The sequence below is a fragment of the Tabrizicola sp. M-4 genome (assembly GCF_051132405.1).
Classification (GTDB): Bacteria; Pseudomonadota; Alphaproteobacteria; order Rhodobacterales; family Rhodobacteraceae; genus Paragemmobacter.
In genome coordinates this window covers 552,878-574,066 of record NZ_CP128606.1, presented here as the reverse complement: position 1 = coordinate 574,066, position 21,189 = coordinate 552,878, and the positions used below count along the sequence as shown (strand labels likewise).

General features: G+C 66.5%; 23 protein-coding genes. 13 read left to right on the top strand and 10 right to left on the bottom strand.

What is annotated here, in order from left to right:
• Positions 1 to 48 precede the first annotated feature (48 nt).
• Complete coding sequence (gene purE, locus TabM4_RS02870; protein ID WP_434618140.1) at positions 49 to 534, top strand: 5-(carboxyamino)imidazole ribonucleotide mutase; 486 nt, start codon at positions 49 to 51, stop codon at positions 532 to 534.
• A complete protein-coding gene (locus TabM4_RS02865) occupies positions 527 to 1,594 on the top strand; it encodes a 5-(carboxyamino)imidazole ribonucleotide synthase (RefSeq protein WP_434618137.1) in 1,068 nt (355 codons plus the stop codon). Before purE ends, TabM4_RS02865 begins: the two co-directional genes overlap by 8 nt.
• 86 nt (positions 1,595 to 1,680) lie before the next feature.
• On the opposite strand, the gene TabM4_RS02860 is transcribed toward TabM4_RS02865, so the two are convergent.
• From TabM4_RS02860 to TabM4_RS02845, 4 genes are all read right to left on the bottom strand, one after another.
• Positions 1,681 to 2,397, bottom strand: a complete 717-nt coding sequence (locus TabM4_RS02860) for an LrgB family protein (protein ID WP_434618134.1) — start codon at positions 2,395 to 2,397, stop codon at positions 1,681 to 1,683.
• Positions 2,397 to 2,753, bottom strand: coding sequence for a CidA/LrgA family protein (locus TabM4_RS02855; protein ID WP_434618131.1), 357 nt, complete (start codon positions 2,751 to 2,753; stop codon positions 2,397 to 2,399). Before TabM4_RS02855 ends, TabM4_RS02860 begins: the two co-directional genes overlap by 1 nt.
• A gap of 127 nt (positions 2,754 to 2,880) precedes the next feature.
• Positions 2,881 to 3,285 carry a low affinity iron permease family protein gene (locus TabM4_RS02850; protein WP_434618128.1) on the bottom strand — a complete coding sequence of 135 codons (405 nt, stop codon included), beginning with the start codon at positions 3,283 to 3,285 and terminating at the stop codon, positions 2,881 to 2,883.
• Entirely contained in the window at positions 3,285 to 4,016 is a 732-nt protein-coding gene (locus tag TabM4_RS02845) for an esterase/lipase family protein (protein ID WP_434618125.1), read from the bottom strand. Before TabM4_RS02845 ends, TabM4_RS02850 begins: the two co-directional genes overlap by 1 nt.
• Before the next feature lie 108 nt (positions 4,017 to 4,124).
• Here TabM4_RS02845 and TabM4_RS02840 point away from each other — a divergent pair, with 108 nt between their 5' ends.
• The 3 genes from TabM4_RS02840 to TabM4_RS02830 are packed head-to-tail and all read left to right on the top strand — an operon-like array spanning position 4,125 to position 5,538.
• Positions 4,125 to 4,577, top strand: a complete 453-nt coding sequence (locus TabM4_RS02840) for an NUDIX domain-containing protein (RefSeq protein ID WP_434618122.1) — start codon at positions 4,125 to 4,127, stop codon at positions 4,575 to 4,577.
• Positions 4,574 to 5,065, top strand: coding sequence for a GreA/GreB family elongation factor (locus tag TabM4_RS02835; protein WP_434618119.1), 492 nt, complete (start codon positions 4,574 to 4,576; stop codon positions 5,063 to 5,065). Before TabM4_RS02840 ends, TabM4_RS02835 begins: the two co-directional genes overlap by 4 nt.
• A complete protein-coding gene (locus tag TabM4_RS02830) occupies positions 5,062 to 5,538 on the top strand; it encodes a GNAT family N-acetyltransferase (RefSeq protein WP_434618117.1) in 477 nt (158 codons plus the stop codon). The genes TabM4_RS02835 and TabM4_RS02830 overlap by 4 nt, the downstream gene beginning before the upstream one ends.
• Here TabM4_RS02830 and TabM4_RS02825 read toward each other — a convergent pair.
• From TabM4_RS02825 to TabM4_RS02810, 4 genes are all read right to left on the bottom strand, one after another.
• A complete protein-coding gene (locus tag TabM4_RS02825) occupies positions 5,510 to 6,349 on the bottom strand; it encodes a DMT family transporter (RefSeq protein ID WP_434618114.1) in 840 nt (279 codons plus the stop codon). The two genes, TabM4_RS02830 and TabM4_RS02825, sit on opposite strands and share 29 nt — an antisense overlap.
• Positions 6,346 to 7,251, bottom strand: a complete 906-nt coding sequence (locus tag TabM4_RS02820) for a DMT family transporter (RefSeq protein ID WP_434618112.1) — start codon at positions 7,249 to 7,251, stop codon at positions 6,346 to 6,348. Before TabM4_RS02820 ends, TabM4_RS02825 begins: the two co-directional genes overlap by 4 nt.
• Before the next feature lie 148 nt (positions 7,252 to 7,399).
• Positions 7,400 to 8,320 carry a manganese-dependent inorganic pyrophosphatase gene (locus TabM4_RS02815; RefSeq protein WP_434618109.1) on the bottom strand — a complete coding sequence of 307 codons (921 nt, stop codon included), beginning with the start codon at positions 8,318 to 8,320 and terminating at the stop codon, positions 7,400 to 7,402.
• A gap of 122 nt (positions 8,321 to 8,442) precedes the next feature.
• On the bottom strand, positions 8,443 to 9,411 hold the full coding sequence (locus tag TabM4_RS02810) for a TraB/GumN family protein (RefSeq protein ID WP_434618106.1): 969 nt from the start codon (positions 9,409 to 9,411) through the stop codon (positions 8,443 to 8,445).
• A 241-nt stretch (positions 9,412 to 9,652) separates the two neighbouring features.
• On the opposite strand from TabM4_RS02810, the gene TabM4_RS02805 reads away from it, so the two are divergent.
• Positions 9,653 to 9,940 carry a co-chaperone GroES gene (locus tag TabM4_RS02805; RefSeq protein WP_101919067.1) on the top strand — a complete coding sequence of 96 codons (288 nt, stop codon included), beginning with the start codon at positions 9,653 to 9,655 and terminating at the stop codon, positions 9,938 to 9,940.
• Between the two features lie 83 nt (positions 9,941 to 10,023).
• Positions 10,024 to 11,658 carry a chaperonin GroEL gene (gene groL, locus TabM4_RS02800; protein ID WP_434618102.1) on the top strand — a complete coding sequence of 545 codons (1,635 nt, stop codon included), beginning with the start codon at positions 10,024 to 10,026 and terminating at the stop codon, positions 11,656 to 11,658.
• Positions 11,659 to 11,947: 289 nt separating this feature from the next.
• On the opposite strand, the gene clpA is transcribed toward groL, so the two are convergent.
• Positions 11,948 to 14,269: an ATP-dependent Clp protease ATP-binding subunit ClpA gene (clpA, locus tag TabM4_RS02795; protein ID WP_434618099.1), complete on the bottom strand. Its 2,322-nt coding sequence runs from the start codon at positions 14,267 to 14,269 to the stop codon at positions 11,948 to 11,950.
• A 166-nt stretch (positions 14,270 to 14,435) separates the two neighbouring features.
• The gene (gene gloB, locus TabM4_RS02790) at positions 14,436 to 15,203 is read right to left on the bottom strand and encodes a hydroxyacylglutathione hydrolase (protein WP_434618096.1); all 768 of its coding nucleotides are present in this window, start codon (positions 15,201 to 15,203) and stop codon (positions 14,436 to 14,438) included.
• Positions 15,204 to 15,265: 62 nt separating this feature from the next.
• Here gloB and TabM4_RS02785 point away from each other — a divergent pair, with 62 nt between their 5' ends.
• The 6 genes from TabM4_RS02785 (at position 15,266) to TabM4_RS02760 (ending at position 21,129) form a co-directional block, all read left to right on the top strand.
• Positions 15,266 to 16,024, top strand: coding sequence for a class I SAM-dependent methyltransferase (locus TabM4_RS02785; RefSeq protein ID WP_434618094.1), 759 nt, complete (start codon positions 15,266 to 15,268; stop codon positions 16,022 to 16,024).
• A 273-nt stretch (positions 16,025 to 16,297) separates the two neighbouring features.
• A complete protein-coding gene (locus TabM4_RS02780) occupies positions 16,298 to 16,858 on the top strand; it encodes a F0F1 ATP synthase subunit delta (protein ID WP_434618091.1) in 561 nt (186 codons plus the stop codon).
• Positions 16,858 to 18,396, top strand: coding sequence for a F0F1 ATP synthase subunit alpha (gene atpA / locus TabM4_RS02775; protein ID WP_434618088.1), 1,539 nt, complete (start codon positions 16,858 to 16,860; stop codon positions 18,394 to 18,396). The genes TabM4_RS02780 and atpA overlap by 1 nt, the downstream gene beginning before the upstream one ends.
• 22 nt (positions 18,397 to 18,418) lie before the next feature.
• A complete protein-coding gene (locus TabM4_RS02770) occupies positions 18,419 to 19,285 on the top strand; it encodes a F0F1 ATP synthase subunit gamma (protein ID WP_434618085.1) in 867 nt (288 codons plus the stop codon).
• A gap of 17 nt (positions 19,286 to 19,302) precedes the next feature.
• Complete coding sequence (atpD, locus tag TabM4_RS02765; RefSeq protein WP_434618082.1) at positions 19,303 to 20,721, top strand: F0F1 ATP synthase subunit beta; 1,419 nt, start codon at positions 19,303 to 19,305, stop codon at positions 20,719 to 20,721.
• A 15-nt stretch (positions 20,722 to 20,736) separates the two neighbouring features.
• Complete coding sequence (locus tag TabM4_RS02760; RefSeq protein ID WP_434618079.1) at positions 20,737 to 21,129, top strand: F0F1 ATP synthase subunit epsilon; 393 nt, start codon at positions 20,737 to 20,739, stop codon at positions 21,127 to 21,129.
• Positions 21,130 to 21,189 lie beyond the last annotated feature (60 nt).

The window sequence follows — 21,189 nt, the reverse complement described above, 5'->3', positions numbered from 1 at the left end:
CGCCGCAATCCACTATACCCGCCGCATCCGCATTTCACGGGGGCGCGCATGGCCATCGACGTTGGAATCATCATGGGGTCCCAATCTGATTGGGCCACGATGAAAGAGGCCGCCACCATCCTCGAAGAACTGGGCATCGGCTACGAGGCCAAGATCGTCTCGGCCCATCGCACGCCTGACAGGCTCTGGACCTACGGCAAGACCGCCGCCGAACGTGGGCTCAAGGTCATCATCGCAGGCGCGGGCGGCGCGGCGCACCTGCCCGGTATGATGGCCTCCAAAACCCGCATCCCCGTCATTGGCGTCCCCGTCCAGACCAAGGCCCTGTCGGGCATCGACAGCCTCTATTCCATCGTCCAGATGCCCAAGGGCTTCCCCGTGGCCACCATGGCCATCGGCGCGGCGGGGGCCGCCAATGCGGGCCTCATGGCCGCGGGCATCCTCGCCCTCTCCGACGCCGCACTTGCCGCCAAACTCGATGCATGGCGCGATGCACTGTCGGCCTCCATCCCGGATGAACCTTCCGATGACTGACACCCTCCCCACCGGCTCCACCATCGGCATCCTCGGTGGCGGGCAACTTGGCCGCATGCTGTCGGTCGCCGCCTCCCGCCTTGGGTTCAAGACGCACATCTACGAACCAGCCGCCAACCCACCCGCCGCCCATGTCGCCGACCGCGTGACAACCGCCCCCTATGACGACCTCGAAGCCCTCGCCCGCTTCGCCGCATCGGTGGACGTCGTCACCTACGAATTCGAGAACATCCCCACCGCCGCGCTGGACGTGCTGGAGAAAACCCATCCCATCCGCCCCAACCGCCGCGCGCTGGCCGTGAGCCAAGACCGCATCGCGGAAAAGGACTTCCTGACCGGGCTCGGCCTCACCACCGCCCCCTATGCGGCGGTGAACAATCTCGACGACCTTCACCACGCCATCACGAAGATCGGCACCCCCGCCATCCTGAAGACCACCCGGCTCGGCTATGACGGCAAGGGGCAGGCCCGCCTGAAATCCCCCGCCGACGCCGAAACCGCGCTGGCGCAGATGCAAGGCGCCCCCGCCGTCCTCGAAGGCTTCATCGACTTCTCCCACGAAGTCAGCGTCATCGCCGCCCGCGGCACCGACGGATCGGTCGCCTGCTACGACCCCGGCGAGAACGTCCACAAGGACGGCATCCTGTCGACCACCACCATCCCCGCCCGCCTCTCCCCGTCACAAAGAACCGACGCCATCCTCCTCGCCGCCCGCATCCTCAACGCGCTGGATTACGTGGGCGTCATGGGCGTCGAACTCTTCGTCACCCGCGCGGGGCTGATCGTGAACGAGATCGCCCCCCGCGTGCACAACTCCGGCCACTGGACCCAGAACGGCTGCGCCGTGGACCAGTTCGAACAGCACATCCGCGCCGTGGCGGGCTGGCCCTTGGGCGACGGCTCGCGCCATTCCGACGTGGTGATGGAGAACCTCATCGGCGACGACATCCTCCGCGTCCCCGCCATCGCGCGCGAGAAAAACGCCGCCCTCCACCTCTACGGCAAGGCCGAGGCGCGACCGGGCCGCAAGATGGGCCACGTCAACCGGATCGTGGGCTGAAAACCCCGCCCCGGACCAGATCCGGGGCCTCCCCACCGCTGGCGCAGCCCAACCACATGAGGTCCCGGATCAAGTCCGGGACAGGATCACCGCATCATCCCCAACAGCACCGGAACGATCACCGCCGTCATCACCGCATTCAACCCGATGGCGATGCCCGCGAATGTCCCCGCCACCGGGTCCACCTGAAAGGCCCGCGCCGTCCCGATCCCGTGCGAGGCGAGGCCCACCGCGAACCCCCGCGCCCGGTAATCCCGGATTCCCAGAGCATTCATCAAGGGCGTCACCACCAGCGCCCCGATGATCCCCGTCAGGATCACCAGCACCGCCGTCAGCGCGGGGTCTCCCCCCTGCGCCTCCGTGATCGACATCGCCACCCCAGCCGTCACCGACTTGGGCGCAATCGCCACCACCACCCCCTCCGGCGCGCCGAAGGCCCAGACCACCGCAACCGCCGATACCGCCGCCACCACGCTTCCCGCCACCAGCGCCGCCAGCATCGGCAGCGCCGACTTCGCCACCAGCGCCCGGTGCTCCCACAGCGGCAGGGCCAGCGCCACCGTCGCCGGACCCAGCAGGAAATGGATGAACTGCGCCCCCGTGAAATAGGTCGCATAATCCGTGCCCGAGGCGACCAGCACGCCCCCAACCAGCACCACCGACAGCAGCACGGGGTTGACCAGCGGATGCCGCCCCGCCCGCAGCGACAGCCAATCCGCCACCGCATAGGCCCCCAGCGTCACCGTCAGCCACAGAAGCGGGCCCTGCGTCAGATAGACCCAAAGCGCGAAATCCTCCGGCATCACCCCCCCACCATCCGCGCCACGACCCGGAAGGTCACGACCGAAACGACCAGCGTCAGCACCGTCGAAACCATCAGCGCAACGGCAAGCGGCAGCCATTCCGCCGCCAGCATGTCCAGATTGCCGACAACCCCCACCCCCGCCGGCACGAACAACAGCGACAAATGCGCCAAGAGGAACCGCCCCGCAGGCTCCACCCCGGCAAGCACGGGCGGCGCGAACCGGTCGCGCAGCCACAGAACGCCAACCATGGCAGCCATGCCAAGCACAGGCCCCGGCACGGGCAGGCCAAGCCCCCGCGCCACCACCTCACCCAGCAACTGGCACCCAAGGATCACCGCCAGACTTCCGATCATGCCATCCCCCCGCGCCCCACGATTTTCTGCGAAAATCGCGCAGCCCGATCCTTCACAGAAGGATCGGAAAGGAAAGAACCTTCGCAGAAGGTTCGGCCCCTGATTTTTCGCAGAAAAATCATGCCCCTCACGCTTCCGGCGTATCCGTGTCCGGCTCGCCCCGTTCCAGCCGCCCCCGCGCGTCCAGCGCCAGACGCTCATACCGCGCCCGGAACGCCTCGATCTGGCGCTCCTCCAACTCCTCAAGGTCCATCAGCGCGTTATGCGCCCCCTTCGTCGCCCGGATCAACTCGTCCAGCTTCAACTGGATCGCCGCCGTATCGCGGTTCTGGGTGTTCTGGATCAGGAACACCATCAGGAAGGTCACGATCGTCGTGCCCGTATTGATCACCAATTGCCACGTATCCGAAAAACCGAAGATCGGCCCCGTCACGATCCAGATGACGATCACCCCCACCGCCAGCAGGAAGGTCGACTGCCGCCCGCACCACCGCGCCACGCGCTTCGATATGCCCCCGTAGATGTCGGCCATCACTCCCCGCCCAACCGCTCCACCGCCTCGCCGAAACCGATCTCGGGATCGAACCGCCCGGTTTTCAGGAACTCCACCACCTCGGCGATGACGACGGGGTTCATCATCAGAAAGGTATGCGTCACCGGCAGCACTATGTGATCCGTCATCCCCGCTACCCGCGTGCTCTCGACCGACACCTTACCGTCATCCTTGCCGGGGATCACACTGGAATAGACCGGGTTCAGCGACCGGTCCCCCGCGATCACCCCCAATTCGTAATCCGGCAGCGGCAGCGCCTTCGGCACCGACCCCGCCCCCGTCCCCAACTCCATGCCCGCCGGCCCGTTCACCCAGCGGAAGGCCCCGATATCGCCGAAGGCATCCACCAGCTCCGACCCGCCATTCGGCGGCGCCAGCATCACCACCCGTCCCATCATCCCGGGCCGGTTCTCCGCCAGCCAGGCCCGCGCCAATATCCCGCCCATCGAATGCGTCACGAAATGCACCGGCCCCTCCGCCCCGCATTCCGCCACCGCCGCCCCGACGCGCGGCACCAGCTCCTCGATGGGAAACTTGGTCGAGGGGTAGCCGTCATTCACGACCCGATACCCCTCCGCCTCCAGCGCGGCCGCCATCGGCATCAACGAAGCCTCGCTGCGCGCCAGCCCATGCAGCAGAACCACGCAATCCGCCCGCGCAGCCCCCGCACCGGCCCCCGCCATCGCCATCAGGACAAAGATCCACCTCATTCCCGCAACCTGACCGCCGCCATCCCGTCTGGCAAGCCATCCGATCATCCCGCGCGCGGAACCCGGCCACCATTTACAAACCCCGTCCCCCGCGCCACCCTCGGCGCCATGAGATACCGCCCCCACCGCATCGCCGCCCGCGCCCTGATCCTGCACGAGGACCGCCTCCTCCTCGTCAACGCCTATCCCGACGGCAAGTCCGACCTCTGGTGCGCCCCCGGCGGCGGCCTGCACCCCGGCCAGTCCATCCCCGACAACCTCGCGCGCGAGGTGATGGAGGAAACCGGCCTTGCCATCGCCGTCCACGCCCCGGCCATGATCAACGAATTCCACGACCCGGAAACCGGCTTTCACCAGATCGACCTCTTCTTCCACGCGACCATCACCGCAGGCGCCCTCGACCCCCGCTGGATCGACCCCGAAGGCATCGTCACGGACCGCCACTTCTTTTCGCGCGACGACCTGCTGCATAATCGCATCCGCTTCAAACCCGACCGCCTGCCCCATGCCGCGTGGGGCACCACCCCGCTCTACGACCCTCTCGAAAGGATCGTGACATGAGCCGCGCCTTCGTCAAGGAAGGCGACGGCTCGCTCGATCCCCTTCCCGACCTGCCTATCAGCCCCCATCCGAACCATGTCACCCCCACGGGCCTTGCCGCCCTGCAATCCCGCCTGCGCGAAAGGCAAACCACCCTCGCCGCCCTCAAATCCCGGCCCGACCGCCTCGACAAACTGCCCGAAGCCGCCGCCGAACGCGACATCCGCTATCTGGAGGCGCGGCTGCGCTCCGCCATCCTCATCGACCCTGCCACCCTGCCCCTCACCGAGGTGGCTTTCGGCCTGATCGTCACCGCCGTCGATGACGAGGGCCGCGAGTACCGCTTCCAGATCACCGGCGAGGATGAGGCCGACGCCACCCAAGGCCGCATCACCCCGCAATCGCCGCTGGCCCGCGCTTTGTTGGGGGCATCCGTCGGCGATGTGGTAACATGGGCAAGGCCCGCCGCCCCGGTCGAGCTGGAGATTCTCCGAATCGAACACCCATGATCCGGCCCCTCTTCCCCGAAACCGACCGCGCCGCCGTCGCCGCCTTCCTGCAGGAAGCCGCCGATTACTGGGTCCTCGCCGATGGCGCCCCCCCCGGCCCGCAGGCCGCCGATGATTTCTTCACCGATTGCCCCCCCGGCTGCGACCCCGCCGCCTCGCACCGTCTGGGCCTCTTCCGCGACGGGCGTCTCTCCGGCCTTGCCGAACTCAGCTTCGGCTTTCCCGCCCCCGGCGACGCCTATCTCGGCCTGATGATCCTCGCCCCGCGCATCCGGGGCCAGGGGCATGGCGCGCGCCTCCTCTCCCATGTCGAAACCCTCGCGCGCGAGACGCAGGCTCCCACCCTCTATCTCGGCGTGATAGAGGCCAACCCGAAGGGCCGCGCCTTCTGGGAACGCTGCGGCTTCGTCCCGACCGGCGTCACCCGGCAGGACGACCGCAACCTCACCCACCGCCTCGCGAAACCGCTCTAGGCAGGCTCGCCCAGGCCACACCGCCCAGAACCAGCGCCGCCGCCACGGCAAAGCGCCACCCCACCGCCTCGCCCATCAGCACGGCCCCGCCCGCCGCCGCGATCAAGGGCACCGTCAACTGCGCCACCGCCGCCCGCCCCGCGCCCAGCGCAGGCAGCACCCCATACCACAGCGCATAGCCAAGGCCCGAAGTCACCGCCCCCGACAACACTGCCAGCGCCACCCCGCGCCCCGTGGCCGCCCCGAACTCCACCCCGGCCAACAGCGCCACCCCCGCCGCCGGGATCAACGCCAGCGCGAAATTCCCCGCCGTCGCCGCCAGCGCATCCCGCGCCCCGCGCCCGGCCAGCGAATAGACGCCCCAGCCCAGACCCGCCGCCGCCATCGCCGCGAACCCCATCCACGAAGCCCCCGCAGGGGCCACCAGCACCGCCAGCCCCGCCAGCGCCAGCCCCGCCCCTGCCCAGCGCCGCCCGGGCACCGCCTCCCCGGCCAGAAGCGCACCGCCAAACATCGTCACCTGCACCACCCCGAACAGGATCAAAGCCCCCGTCCCCGCATCCAACTGCCCATAGGCCAGCGAAAACCCGAACAGATAGACCGACAGCCCCGCCACACCCGCAAGGCTCGCCCCGCGCCAGCCCCGGCCCCGCCATGCCACCAGCGCCAGCAGCACCCCCGCCCCCGCCAGCACCCGGACCAGCGCGAATTCCACCGCGCCGATCCCGCCCTCTCCCACCGCCATCCGGTTCAGCACGGAATTGGCGGCAAAGGCCACCATCACCACCGCCGTCAGCAGGAACAGCCTCATGCCCCGGCCTTCGATGGCGGCGACGAGGTGGCGAACAGCACCCCACCCAGCGCGATGGGAAAGCCGATCAGATGGAACGCCTCCAGCCGCTCACCCAGAAAGACCACCGCCAAGCCCGCCCCGAAGACCGGCATCAGATGCAGGAAGAACACCGATCGCGACGGCCCGATCCGCGCCACGGCGGCGTTATAGCTCAGCAGCGCCACAACCGAAGCAAAGACGCCGGTATACAGCACCGACCCGATCCCCGCCGCCGTCAGCGGCACGGTCATCCCCTGCCCCACTTCCCACAGATGCAAAGGCAGGATGAACCCCGCGCCCATCACCGCGATGAAGAAGGTCAGCCCCACCGCCGACAGCCCCGCAGGCTTGAACTTCAGCAGCACGGAATACAGCCCCCACACCACCAGCGCCGCCAGAATCCACGCATCCCCCACATTGAAATGCAGCGACAGCAGCCGCGCAGGTTCCCCCCGCGCAATGACATAGGCCACGCCGCAGAAACTCACCCCGATCCCCGCCGCCTGCCGCGCCGTCAACCGCTCGCGCAGCACGACCCATGCGATGATCACGATGAAGACGGGCATCGTCGCGCTGACCAGCAGCGCGTTGATCGCCTCCGTAGAGTGCAGCCCGATATAGGTCATCGACTGGAACATCGCCGCCGAAAGCAGCGCCATCGCCGCCACCAGCGGCAGATTGGCCCGCACCACCGCCCAATCCGCCCGCAACCTCTGCCATCCGAAGGGCAGAAGGATCACCGCCGCCAGCGCCCAGCGCCAGAAGGTCAGGCCAAAGGGCGGCACATCCGCCCGTATCGCCCGCCCCAGCACCCAGTTGCCCGCCCAGCAAAGCGAGGCCAGCGCCGCCAGCCCCGCCGCGATCATGAAGTTCCTGTTCATGCCGCGCAGCCTAACCCTTTGCCGCGCGCGCCAAAACCCCCTTCGTCTCGGCCCAAATACCCATGCCCGGCCAAGACCGCGCGCAGGTCGGGCGTCGTCGCACCTCTCCCTCTCCCCCCGGGGGAGAGGGCCGGGGTGAGGGGGTCGCTTACAGCTTCAGCGCCGGGATGATCTGCTTCTTGCGGCTCATGATCCCCGGCAACACCACAGTGTCGCCCGCGACCTTGCACCCGAAGGACGCCTCGGCGATCTGCTTGACCAGATCGTTCGGCACCAGAAGCGTCGCCTCTTCCTTGATGATGTCCACCACGAACAGCAGCACCTGATCCGCGCCATCCTCCTTGGCCACATCCACCATCGAGGCCATCAGGCTGTCCTTGCGGTCCAGCACCACCTTGGGCGCGGTCGTCTCAAGGACGGAGACCCGCAATTCCTTGCCCGCAACGGTGTATTCCTTGGAATCCATCCGCAGCAGTTCCGCATCCGAAAAGGCCGAAACATCCGACTTCGCCTCGAACATCGCCGTCGCCAGTTCGTTGACGTTCACACCCAGATCGGCCGCCAGCTTCTCCGCCACCGCGCGGTCATGCGCCGTCGTCGTGGGCGACCGGAATTCCAGCGTGTCCGACAGGATGCAGGACAGCATCGCCCCCTTGATCGCCTTCGGCGCCTTCGCCACCGCATCGCCCATCAGGTCATGCATGATGGTCGCCGTGCAGGCCAGCGGGCGGATGGTGATGTCGATCGGCGTCTTCGTCTTGATCCCGCCCACCAGCAGATGGTGGTCGATGATCCCCTGAATCTTCGCCTCGTTGATCGAGGGCGGCAGTTCGGCGGGGTTGTTCGTATCCACGATCACGACCGAATCCTCGGCCGTGACATCCGCGATGATCGCGGGCTTCTCCAGCCCCCAATGCTTCAGGACGAAAGCCGCCTCCGTGTTCGGCTCGCCCAGCAGCACGGGCTTGGCGGGCGTGCCCTGCACCTCGGAAAGATACCATGCCCAGATGATGGGCGAACCGGTGGAATCGGTGTCGGGGGACTTGTGGCCGAAGACGAGCGTGGTCATGGGAATGCGCCTCGAAGGGTGACGGATGGGATTTCGCGGCGCTTATAGGCAAGCGGCCGCCCCTTGTCACGCATGGCCGCACCGGCCATGCTGCACTGCGGCAAAATGGGCGCGCCCGCGCCTCACATCGGCAACCGCTCCAGCCGGAACCCCGCCTCTTCCAGCAGATGCAGAACCCCCGTCTCACCCGACAGGTGCAGCGCCCCGAAGGCCGCCAGCACCGGACCCTCCTGCGCCGCCGCCTCGATCACAGGAATCCACGCGCGGTTGCGATCCGTCATCAGCATCCGCTCCATCTGCGCGAAATCCTCCTCCACCTGCGCCGCGGGCACCCCCGGCACCTCCAGCGACATCCGCCGCGTCAATTCCCAGATCAGCCGCGCCTCCTGATCGAAATAGGCATCCGCCAGCGTCACCGAATAATCCGCCGACACAGGCTCCAAAGCCAAGGCCGAGGTGATCATCCCCAACTGGTCCTCGAAGGACATCGCCGCAAATTGCCGGAACACCGTGTCATGCGCCTCCAGCGCCCGCAGCGGAACGTCCGCCGCCTCCGCATGGGCGATGATCATCCCGTCCAGCCCACCTGCCCCGGCCACGGCCCCCTCCATCTTGCAGGCCGGAAGGGCCAGCAGCACCGACACGTACCAAGGCCGGAACTTCGACACCATGAAGGGCGGCAGCCCCCGCGCCCGCATCGCATCTGCCAGCATCGCCCACTCCGCCTCCGGCAGCGCCTCGCGCAGCGTCGGCCCCTCGGTCAGCACCATCAGCGACGGGTCCCGCGCCAGATCGGCCATCAGCGCGGCCTCCTCCTCCGGCCCCGCCTCCACCAGAACCACCGCCGCCGCCTCCACCAAGGGCGCGACCCGTGCCATCACCTCGCCATGGCGCGGATCGTCCAGATGATAGGTGCCCACCAGATGCACCACCTCCTCACCCCGCACCGCGCGCCACAGGTTCCCGCGCGGGAAGGGCACCGCATCCGCCGCCGCCAAAAGCGCCCGCCGCTCCCCCTCTTCCATCTTGGCCAGCAGGTTCTCGCCCTCACAGGCGGCCTCCGCCCCTGTAGCGGCGGAGAACAGGAACAAGGCAGCGAAAAATCTGGAAAATCGGGTCATGGCACCATCTGTCCGGGTTCTTGCGCCAAAGGTGGCACCGCCACCCACCAGAGAAAAGCCCCCGCCCCGACCGACACCAAAATTTCACGAAAACCCGCCGGGCTTGGGTGTTGACTCCGCGCCTGCCTTTGCCTACCTCATGCCCCGTTAGCACTCAGCCATGGCGAGTGCTAAGAAATCTTGAACCTGGAACCTAAGGGAGTGTTCTCAGATGGCTTTCAAACCGCTGCATGACCGTGTGCTGGTCCGCCGCGTCCAGAGCGACGAAAAGACCAAGGGCGGTCTGATCATCCCCGATACCGCGAAAGAAAAGCCCGCCGAGGGCGAGATCGTCGCCGTGGGCGATGGCGCGCGCAAGGATTCGGGCGAACTCATCGCTCCGGCCGTGAAATCGGGCGACCGCGTGCTGTTCGGCAAATGGTCGGGCACCGAAGTGACCGTCAATGGCGAAGAACTGCTGATCATGAAGGAAAGCGACATCCTCGGGATCATCTCGTGATGCGCAGGGCGGGGTGAACCCCGCCCTACGGGCCGCATGGCCCGGCTTGATCAAGGCAACAAGAATTCAGAGGAGTAAGCACCATGGGTGCCAAGGACGTACGTTTTGATACCGATGCCCGCGACCGCATGCTGCGCGGCGTGAACATCCTTGCGGACGCTGTGAAGGTGACGCTCGGCCCGAAAGGCCGCAACGTCGTGATCGAAAAGAGCTTCGGCTCGCCCCGCATCACCAAGGACGGCGTTTCCGTCGCCAAGGAAATCGAACTGGCCGACAAGTTCGAGAACATGGGCGCGCAGATGGTGAAGGAAGTCGCTTCCCGCACCAACGATGAGGCGGGCGACGGCACCACCACCGCCACCGTTCTGGCGCAGGCCATCGTCAAGGAAGGCATGAAGGCGGTCGCCGCCGGCATGAACCCGATGGACCTGAAGCGCGGCATCGACATGGCGACCTCGAAGGTCGTCGAGGCCATCAAGGCCGCCTCGCGCCCGGTGAAGGACAGCGACGAAGTCGCGCAGGTCGGCACCATCTCCGCCAACGGCGAAGCCCAGATCGGCCGCTTCATCGCCGATGCGATGCAGAAGGTCGGCAACGAGGGTGTGATCACCGTCGAAGAGAACAAGGGGATGGAGACGGAAGTCGAAGTCGTCGAAGGCATGCAGTTCGACCGCGGCTACCTGTCGCCCTACTTTGTCACCAATGCCGACAAGATGATCGCGGAACTCGAAGACGCCTTCATCCTGCTGCACGAGAAGAAGCTCTCGTCGCTGCAGCCGATGGTCCCGCTGCTGGAAGCCGTGATCCAGTCGCAGCGCCCGCTGCTGATCGTGGCCGAAGACGTGGAAGGCGAAGCGCTGGCCACCCTCGTGGTCAACAAGCTGCGCGGCGGCCTGAAGATCGCCGCCGTCAAGGCTCCGGGCTTCGGTGACCGTCGCAAGGCCATGCTGCAGGACATCGCCATCCTGACCGGCGGTCAGGTCATCTCCGACGACCTCGGCATGAAGCTGGAATCGGTGACGATCGACATGCTCGGCCGCGCCAAGAAGATCTCGATCAACAAGGACAACACCACGATCGTCGATGGTGCTGGCGACAAGAAAGAGATCGAAGCCCGCGTCGGCCAGATCCGCAACCAGATCGAGGAAACCACCTCGGACTATGACCGTGAAAAGCTGCAGGAACGTGTGGCGAAGCTCGCCGGCGGCGTCGCCGTCATCCGCGTCGGCGGCATGACCGAAGTCGAAGTGAAAGAGCGCAAGGACCGTGTGGACGACGCGCTGAACGCCACCCGCGCCGCGGTGCAGGAAGGCGTGATCGTCGGCGGCGGCGTGGCGCTGGTGCAGGCAGGCAAGGCGCTGGACGGTCTGAAGGGCGCGAACAGCGACCAGGACGCCGGCATCGCCATCGTGAAGCGCGCGCTCGAGGCGCCGCTGCGCCAGATCGCGGAAAACGCGGGCGTGGACGGGGCTGTCGTCGCGGGCAAGGTGCGCGAATCCTCGGACAAGAACTTTGGCTTCAACGCGCAGACCGAAGAATATGGCGACATGTTCAAGTTCGGCGTGATCGACCCGGCCAAGGTGACCCGCACCGCTCTGGAAGACGCGGCCTCCGTGGCCTCGCTCCTGATCACGACCGAGGCGATGATCGCCGACAAGCCGGTCGAAAAGTCGGCAGCCCCGGCTGGCGGCGGCATGCCCGGCGGCATGGATTTCTGATCCAGACCGGATCGGAACGGAAAGGGGCGGTCGCAAGATCGCCCCTTTTCCTTTGCCCGTCACCCTTCCCATGCAGAGCGCCGTTCCGGCGCAAGCCTTCAGGGCGTCGGCGCGGCGGCCGCCGCGCCTCCTTCCGCCGGGGCATCCTGCCCCGGACCCCTGGGGGTATTTGCCCCAAGACGAAGGGCGCTCCCCATCCGCTCCATCGACAGGGCAGCGCGCATCCGGCCCGCCCCGAAACGAAAGGGCCCCCGAAACCGGGGGCCCTTCGTCATTCGGATCGTGCCGCTCACTCCGCCGTCAGAAGCGGCGGCTTCTGCCCGGTCAGGCGCGGCTTCTGCGGTTCCGGGATCTGCAACTCGATAGCGTCATCCTTCACCACGACCCGCACCAGACCGCCCTTGGTCAGCTTGCCGAACAGCAGCTCTTCCGCCAGCGGCTTCTTGATATGCTCCTGGATCACGCGGCCCAGCGGGCGCGCGCCCATCTTGTCGTCATACCCCTTGTCGCCCAGCCACTTCGCGGCTTCCTCGGTCAGTTCGATATGCACGCCACGATCCAGAAGCTGCGCCTCCAGTTGCAGCACGAACTTCTCGACCACCTGCAGGATGACCTCCTTGCCCAGCGGCGCGAAGGAGATCACCGCATCCAGACGGTTGCGGAATTCCGGCGTGAAGATCCGCTCGATCGCCGCCGTATCCTCGCCCGTCCGCCGCTCACGGCCGAAACCGATCGCCGCCTTCGCCATGTCGGAGGCCCCGGCATTCGACGTCATGATCAGGATCACGTTGCGGAAATCCACCGTCCGGCCGTTATGGTCGGTCAGCTTGCCGTGGTCCATCACCTGCAGCAGGATGTTGTAGACATCCGGATGCGCCTTCTCCATCTCATCGAGAAGCAGCACGCAATGCGGGTGCTGGTCGACACCATCCGTCAGCATCCCGCCCTGATCAAAGCCCACATAGCCGGGCGGCGCCCCGATCAGACGCGAAACCGCATGCTTCTCCATGTATTCCGACATGTCGAAGCGCAGCAACTCCACGCCCAGAGACGAGGCCAACTGCTTGGCCACTTCCGTCTTGCCCACACCCGTCGGCCCCGCGAAGAGATAGTTCCCGATGGGCTTCTCCGGCTCGCGCAGGCCCGCGCGGGCCAGCTTGATCGAGGCACACAGCGCCTCCACCGCCTTGTCCTGCCCGAAGACCACGCGCTTCAGCGTCTTCTCCAGATCGCGCAGCGTCTCGGCATCGTCCTTCGACACGTTCTTCGGCGGGATGCGGGCGATCTTGGCCACCACGGCCTCGATCTCCTTGGTGCCCAGCGTCTTGCGCCGCTTGCCTTCCGGCAGCAGATGCTGCGCCGCCCCCGCCTCGTCGATCACGTCGATGGCGCTGTCGGGCAGCTTGCGGTCGTTGATATAGCGATGCGCCAGTTCCACCGCCGCCTTGATGGCATCGGCGGTATAGCGCAGGTCGTGATGCTCTTCGAAATGCGGCTTCAGCCCCATCAGGATCTTGATGGCATCCGGCACCGTCGGCTCGTTCACGTCGATCTTCTGGAACCGGCGGGAAAGCGCACGGTCCTTCTCGAAATGCTGGCGGAATTCCTTGTAGGTCGTCGACCCCATGGTCCGCAGCTTGCCGCCCTGCAGCGCAGGTTTCAGCAGGTTCGACGCATCCATCGCCCCGCCGCTGGTCGCCCCGGCACCGATCACCGTATGGATCTCGTCGATGAACAGGATCCCGTCGGGGTGATCCTCCATCTCCTTGACCACGGCCTTCAGCCGCTCTTCGAAATCGCCACGATAGCGGGTCCCCGCCAGCAGCGCGCCCATGTCGAGGCTATAGATCGTCGCCCCGGCCAGAACCTCCGGCACCTCTTTCTTGACGATCTTCCACGCCAGACCTTCCGCGATGGCGGTCTTGCCCACGCCCGGATCACCCACCAGAAGCGGGTTGTTCTTGCGGCGGCGGCACAGAACCTGAATGGCCCGCTCCACCTCGGCCTCGCGCCCGATCAGCGGGTCCACATCGCCCTTCATCGCCTTCACGTTCAGGTCGACGCAATATTTCGACAGCGCGCTTTCCTTCGCCTCGCCCGCCTCGGCCTTCGGCGTCTCGTGACGCTCCTCCTCGGCCCCCGAAACGGGGCGGCTCTCGCCATAGGACGGGTCCTTCGCCACGCCATGCGCGATGAAGTTCACCGCGTCATAGCGCGTCATGTCCTGCTCCTGCAGGAAATAGGCGGCGTTCGACTCGCGCTCGGCAAAGATCGCGACAAGGACATTCGCCCCCGTCACCTCGGTCCGCCCCGATGATTGCACATGGATCGCCGCGCGCTGGATCACCCGCTGGAAGGCCGCCGTCGGCACCGCCTCCGACCCCTCGACATCGGTCACCAGCGTGGACAGGTCGTCATCGATGAAATCGAGCAGCGTCTTGCGCAACTCGTCAAGGTTCACCGAACAGGCCTTCATCACCCGCGCGGCGTCGGGTTCGTCGATCAGCGCCAGCAGCAGATGCTCCAGCGTGGCAAGTTCATGGCGGCGCGCATTGGCAAGGGCCAGCGCGCCGTGGATGGCCTGTTCCAGTGTTGTCGAAAATGACGGCACGTTGCGGTGCTCCTGTTCATCAGGGTCGGCGGGAAAGTCCCGCCCGACCGTGGCCTCATACCCTTAGACTTCGGCTAATTTCGCGCCACTTCAAGGTTTTTTTGGCCGGTATTGCGGTTTGCCGCACCCGACACGCAAAATGTGAACGGACGGATGCTGGATTTGTTCAGAACCTGTCCTTGCGCGCCCGTATTTCGGCGAAAGCTTCGGCGTCGGTCGCATAGGCAAGGCCGATGGCGGCCTTCATTCCGGGCAGTCGGGCACGCAGGAAGGGATTTGTCGCAAGTTCTTCGGCAAGCGTCACAGGCACCGTGGGGCGACCTTCGCGGCGCGCCCCGTCCACCCGCTCAGCGCGTAACATAAGCGCGGCATTGTCCGGTTCAAGGCTGCGCGCGAAACGGATGTTCGACGCGGTATATTCATGCCCCGAACAGATCAGCGTTTCCGGCTCCAGCGCCGCCAGCCGCGACAGCGAGGCCCACATCTGCGCCGCCGTCCCCTCGAACAACCGCCCGCAACCCGCGGCCATCAGGCTGTCCCCGGTAAAGACCAGCCGCTCCGACGGCAGGGAAAAGGCGATATGCCCCACCGTATGCCCCGGCACCGGGAATGTCTCCACCACCACGCCCGCAAGGGTCAGCCGCCCCTCCTCCGGCAGCGCAAGGTCCAGCGGCGGCAGGCGATGCGCATCCGCCGCCGCCCCCACCACCCGCGCCCCGGTCGCGGCCCGCAACTCCGCCACCCCGTCCACATGGTCGGCATGGTGATGCGTGATCCAGATATCCGTCAGCCGCCACCCCCGCGCCTCCAGCGCGGCCAGCACCGGCCCCGCCTCGGGCACATCCACCACCGCCGTGGCACCGCTCTCGGCATCATGCAGCAGATAGGCATAGTTGTCCGACAGGCAGGGAATGGTCACAAGTTCAAGCGGCATGGTCTTCGGTCCGTTCCTGAGTATGCTGTGCGCAGTCTGGACCGGCAGGAAACCCAAGCGCAATGCACCTCGACGTGCTCGATCTGCGGAACTTCTACTATCGCACCCAACTGGGCCGCGTGGCCCAGCGGGCGATCCGCGATCAGGTCGTCCGCCTCTGGCCCGTGCAGCAGGGCCAGACGGTGGCGGGCTTCGGCTTCGCCGTCCCCCTCCTGCGCCCCTATCTCGCCGACAGCCGCCGCGTCATCGGCCTCATGCCCGGCCCGCAGGGGGTCATGCCTTGGCCCGCCGGGATGGAGAACGTCTCCGTCCTCTGCGAAGAAACGGCATGGCCCGTCCCCACCGGCATGGTCGACCGTCTGGTCCTCCTGCACGGGCTGGAAACCTCGGAACAACCCACCGCCGTGCTGGAAGAGGCGCATCGCGTCCTTGGCCCCGGCGGCAAGGCCCTGATCATCGTGCCCAACCGCTCCGGCCTCTGGTCCCGGCGCGACGGCACGCCCTTCGGCTTCGGTCGCCCCTATTCCATGAGCCAGCTGGAAACCCAGCTCAAGCGCCACGGCTTCACCCCCGAACGCACCAGCGCGGCCCTCTTCACCCCGCCCTCTCAGGCCCGCTTCTGGCTGCGCACCGCCGATTTCTGGGAAGGCTTCGGTCGCCGCTTCGGCCCGTGGCTCGCCGGCGGCGTGCTGATGGTCGAGGCGTCCAAGCAGGTCTACGCCCCCACCCGCGGCGGCCTCGGCGCGGTGGTGCGCCGCCCGCTCAAGGTGCTGGAAGGCGTGGGCAAGGGCGCCCCCGAACCCGCGCTGAACCGCCAATAGCGCCCCCGCCGCCCCCGCCTTGATTCTCCCCGCCACGGCGCTTTCCACCCCCCGGAACTCGGCGCAAAAAGTCGCATCTCCGGGCGTTGGCGCTAACCCACGGCAATTCCTGACCATCACACTCATATTCCCGTGACCTTCCCGGTTGCGGGGTTAAGGGACCTCTGCTAATGACGCCGCGAATTCACGACGCGGGCCATCGGTCCGCGCCCAAGAATGCCTTTGACCTGCGCCGGATGCGCGGGATCAGGGCCAGACAGCGGAAGGGTTGACGTGTCCGAACCAGCTTCGATCTCCTCCGGCATTGCCGCACGCTACGCCACCGCTCTGTTCGAGCTGGCGAAGGAAGAAAAGGGTCTCAAGGCGCTAGAGGCGGATGCCGAAGCGCTTGGCGCCGCCCTCGCGGCAAGCCCCGACCTCGCCGACATCATCTCCTCCCCGGTGATCAGCCGCGATGAACAGGGCGCGGCCATCGCCGCCATCGCCAAGAAGATGAAACTCTCCGCCCTCACCGCCAACACGCTGGCGCTCATGGCGCAGAACCGCCGCCTCTTCGTCCTGCCGCATCTGGTCACGGACGTTCTGGCGCGCATCGCCGCCGAAAAGGGCGAAGTCACGGCCGAGGTCACCTCCGCCGCCGCCCTCTCCGCCGATCAGGCCAAGAAACTCGCCGCGACGCTGAAGGCGCGTGTCGGCAAGGACGTGAAACTGAAAGTGGCCGTCGATGAAAGCCTCATCGGCGGTCTTGTCGTCAAGCTGGGCTCGACCATGATCGACACGTCGGTCAAGTCGAAGCTCGCGGCTCTCCAGAATGCAATGAAAGAGGTTGGGTGATGGGAATCCAGGCTGCTGAGATCTCTGCGATCCTCAAGGAGCAGATCAAGAACTTCGGCAAGGACGCCGAAGTTGCCGAAGTGGGTCGCGTGCTGTCGGTCGGCGACGGCATCGCCCGCGTGCATGGCCTCGACAATGTCCAGGCCGGCGAGATGGTGGAATTCCCCGGCGGCATCCGCGGCATGGCGCTGAACCTCGAAGTCGACAACGTCGGCGTCGTGATCTTCGGCTCCGACCAGGACATCAAGGAAGGCGATGTCGTCAAGCGGACCAAGTCCATCGTGGACGTGCCCGCCGGTGATGGCCTCCTCGGCCGCGTCGTGGACGGTCTCGGCAACCCGATCGACGGCAAGGGCCCGATCAAGGCGACCGAGCGTCGCGTGGCGGACGTGAAGGCCCCCGGCATCATCCCGCGCAAATCGGTGCATGAACCCATGGCGACCGGCCTCAAGGCCGTGGACGCGATGATCCCCGTCGGCCGTGGCCAGCGCGAACTGATCATCGGCGACCGTCAGACCGGCAAGACCGCCGTCGCGCTCGACACCATCCTGAACCAGAAGGTCTACAACGAGGCCGCCGGTTCCGATGAGTCGAAGAAACTCTACTGCATCTACGTCGCCGTGGGCCAAAAGCGCTCCACCGTGGCCCAGCTCGTGAAAAAGCTCGAAGAAACCGGCGCCATCGACTACACGATCGTCGTCGCCGCCACCGCCTCGGACCCCGCGCCGATGCAGTTCCTCGCGCCCTATGCCGCGACCGCCATGGCGGAATATTTCCGCGACAACGGCCGCCACGCGCTGATCATCTATGATGACCTGTCCAAGCAGGCCGTCGCCTACCGCCAGATGTCGCTCCTCCTGCGCCGTCCGCCGGGGCGTGAGGCCTATCCGGGCGACGTGTTCTACCTCCACTCGCGCCTGCTGGAACGTTCGTCCAAGCTGAACGAGGATTTCGGCGCCGGTTCGCTGACCGCGCTGCCGATCATCGAAACGCAGGGCGGCGACGTGTCGGCCTTCATCCCGACCAACGTGATCTCCATCACCGACGGCCAGATCTTCCTTGAAACCGAACTGTTCTATCAGGGCATCCGCCCCGCCGTGAACACCGGTCTCTCCGTGTCGCGCGTCGGTTCCTCCGCCCAGACCTCGGCGATGAAGTCGGTGGCCGGCAAGGTGAAGCTGGAACTCGCGCAGTATCGCGAAATGGCCGCCTTCGCCCAGTTCGGTTCCGACCTCGACGCCGCGACGCAGCAGCTTCTGAACCGCGGCGCACGCCTGACGGAACTGATGAAGCAGCCGCAGTATTCGCCGCTGACCAATGCCGAAATCGTCTGCGTCATCTACGCGGGTACCAACGGCTATCTGGACAAGATCGCGGTCAAGGACGTGGGTCGCTTCGAGGCCGGTCTTCTGAAGCATCTGCGCACCAAGGGCGCGGCCCTGCTCGAAGACATCACCAAGAACGACCGCAAGGTGGCGGGCGATCTGGAGAAGGCGATCCGCGCGGAGCTTGATGCATTCGCCAAAGACTTCGCCTGATTGGCCCTGAGGGAGTAGGCAGATGCCCAGCCTGAAGGACCTAAAGAACCGTATCGGAAGCGTGAAGAACACGCGGAAGATCACGAAGGCGATGCAGATGGTCGCGGCGGCGAAGCTCCGCCGCGCCCAGGAGGCTGCGGAGGCGGCGCGTCCCTATGCCGAACGGATGAACGCCGTGATGGCGGGGCTGGCGGCTTCGGTCGGCCAATCGGCTTCGGCCCCCCGCCTGCTGGCGGGCACGGGGTCGGACAAGGTGCATCTGCTCGTCGTGATGACGGCGGAACGCGGCCTCTGCGGCGGCTTCAACTCCTCCATCGCGCGCCTTGCCCGCGCCCGTGCCAACGAATTGCTGGCACAGGGCAAGACGGTGAAGATCCTCACCGTCGGCAAGAAGGGCCGCGAACAGCTCAAGCGTGACCTGTCGAACCACTTCGTCGGGCATGTGGACCTGAGCGAGGTGAAGCGCGTGGGCTATTCCAACGCGCAGGCCATCGCCAAGGACGTGCTGGCACGTTTCGACGCGGGCGAATTCGACGTGGCCACGATCTTCTACAACCGCTTCCAGTCGGTGATCAGCCAGATCCCGACCGCGCAGCAGGTGATCCCGGCCCAGTTCGAAGGCGGCGCGATGTCGTCGCTCTACGACTATGAACCCAGCGAAGAGGCGATCCTCGCCGATCTGCTTCCGCGCGGGGTGGCAACGCAGGTCTTCGCGGCGCTGCTCGAGAACGGGGCCTCCGAACAGGGGGCGCGGATGTCGGCCATGGACAACGCCACGCGCAACGCGGGCGACATGATCAACAAGCTGACGATCCAGTACAACCGTTCGCGTCAGGCCGCGATCACCAAAGAGCTTATCGAAATCATTTCGGGCGCTGAGGCGCTCTGAGGAACCGGAGAAACAACATGGCACAAGGCAAAGTCACGCAGGTGATCGGCGCCGTCGTCGACGTGCAGTTCGATGGGGCGCTTCCGGCGATCCTGAACGCGCTCGAGACGGACAACAACGGCAAGCGTCTGGTTCTCGAAGTCGCGCAGCATCTGGGCGAAAGCACCGTCCGCACCATCGCCATGGACGCGACCGAAGGTCTGGTCCGCGGCGCGGTGGTCAAGGACCTCGGCGCGCCGATCTCGGTGCCCGTGGGCGACGCCACGCTGGGCCGCATCCTGAACGTCATCGGTGAACCGATCGACGAAAAGGGCCCGATCAAGGCCGCGGAATCCCGCGCGATCCACCAGCCCGCCCCGGACTTCGCGGCGCAGGCCACGGAAAGCCAGATCCTCGTCACCGGCATCAAGGTCATCGACCTCCTCGCCCCCTACGCCAAGGGCGGCAAGATCGGCCTCTTCGGCGGCGCGGGCGTGGGCAAGACGGTTCTCATCATGGAACTGATCAACAACATCGCCAAGGTGCACTCGGGTTACTCCGTCTTCGCGGGCGTCGGCGAACGCACCCGTGAAGGGAACGACCTCTATCACGAAATGATGGAATCGGGCGTTATCAAGGTCGACAACCTTGCCGAATCCAAAGTGGCCCTTGTCTACGGCCAGATGAACGAACCCCCGGGGGCCCGTGCCCGCGTGGCGCTCACCGGCCTGACGCTGGCCGAACAGTTCCGCGACCAGTCCGGCACCGACGTTCTCTTCTTCGTCGACAACATCTTCCGCTTCACGCAGGCCGGTTCCGAAGTGTCCGCGCTTCTGGGCCGCATCCCCTCCGCCGTGGGCTACCAGCCGACGCTGGCCACCGACATGGGCGCTCTGCAGGAACGCATCACCTCCACCAAGGCGGGTTCCATCACCTCGGTGCAGGCCATCTACGTTCCGGCCGACGACCTTACCGACCCGGCGCCCGCAACCTCCTTCGCCCACCTCGACGCCACGACCGTTCTGTCGCGCGCGATCTCGGAACTCGGCATCTATCCGGCTGTGGACCCGCTCGACTCCACCTCGCGCCTGATGGACCCGCAGATCCTCGGCGAGGAACACTACAACGTCGCCCGTCAGGTGCAGGGTATCCTTCAGCGCTACAAGTCGCTGCAGGACATCATCGCCATCCTCGGGATGGACGAACTGTCGGAAGAGGACAAGCTGACCGTGGCCCGCGCCCGCAAGATCCAGCGCTTCCTGTCGCAGCCCTTCGACGTGGCGAAGGTCTTCACCGGCTCTGACGGTGTTCAGGTCCCGCTGGAAAAGACCATCGCCTCCTTCAAGGCCGTGGTGAACGGCGAATACGACCACCTGCCCGAGGCCGCCTTCTACATGGTCGGCGACATCGACGAGGTGATCGCCAAGGCGCAGCGTCTCGCCGCGCAAGCCGCGTAAACGGGGGTCAGGCCGATGGCAGGCTCCGTCCAGTTCGATCTCGTCTCGCCGGAACGGAGGCTCGCCTCCGTCTCCGCGACCGAGGTCCAGATTCCGGGGGCCGATGGCGACCTCACGGCGATGGCGGGCCACGCGCCCACCATCACCACGCTGCGCCCCGGCATCCTCAAGGCGCTCTCCTCGGAAGGCGCCAAGTCCTATGTCGTGACCGGCGGCTTCGCCGAGATCAGCGCGACAGGCGTCTCGGTCCTCGCCGAACGCGCCGTCCCGGTGGAAGAGGCCAACGCGGCCCTCTTCGACGCCCTGATTGCCGAGGCGCGCGACGCCGCGGCCGCGGCCGAAGACAAGGACGCGGCGGATAAGCTGGTCTCCGACATGCTCGCCCTGCGCGCATCCGTCGGCCAGTAATCACCGCCTTACGGAACGCAACAAGGCCCCGTCGCTTCGGCGGGGCCTTCTGCTATGGTG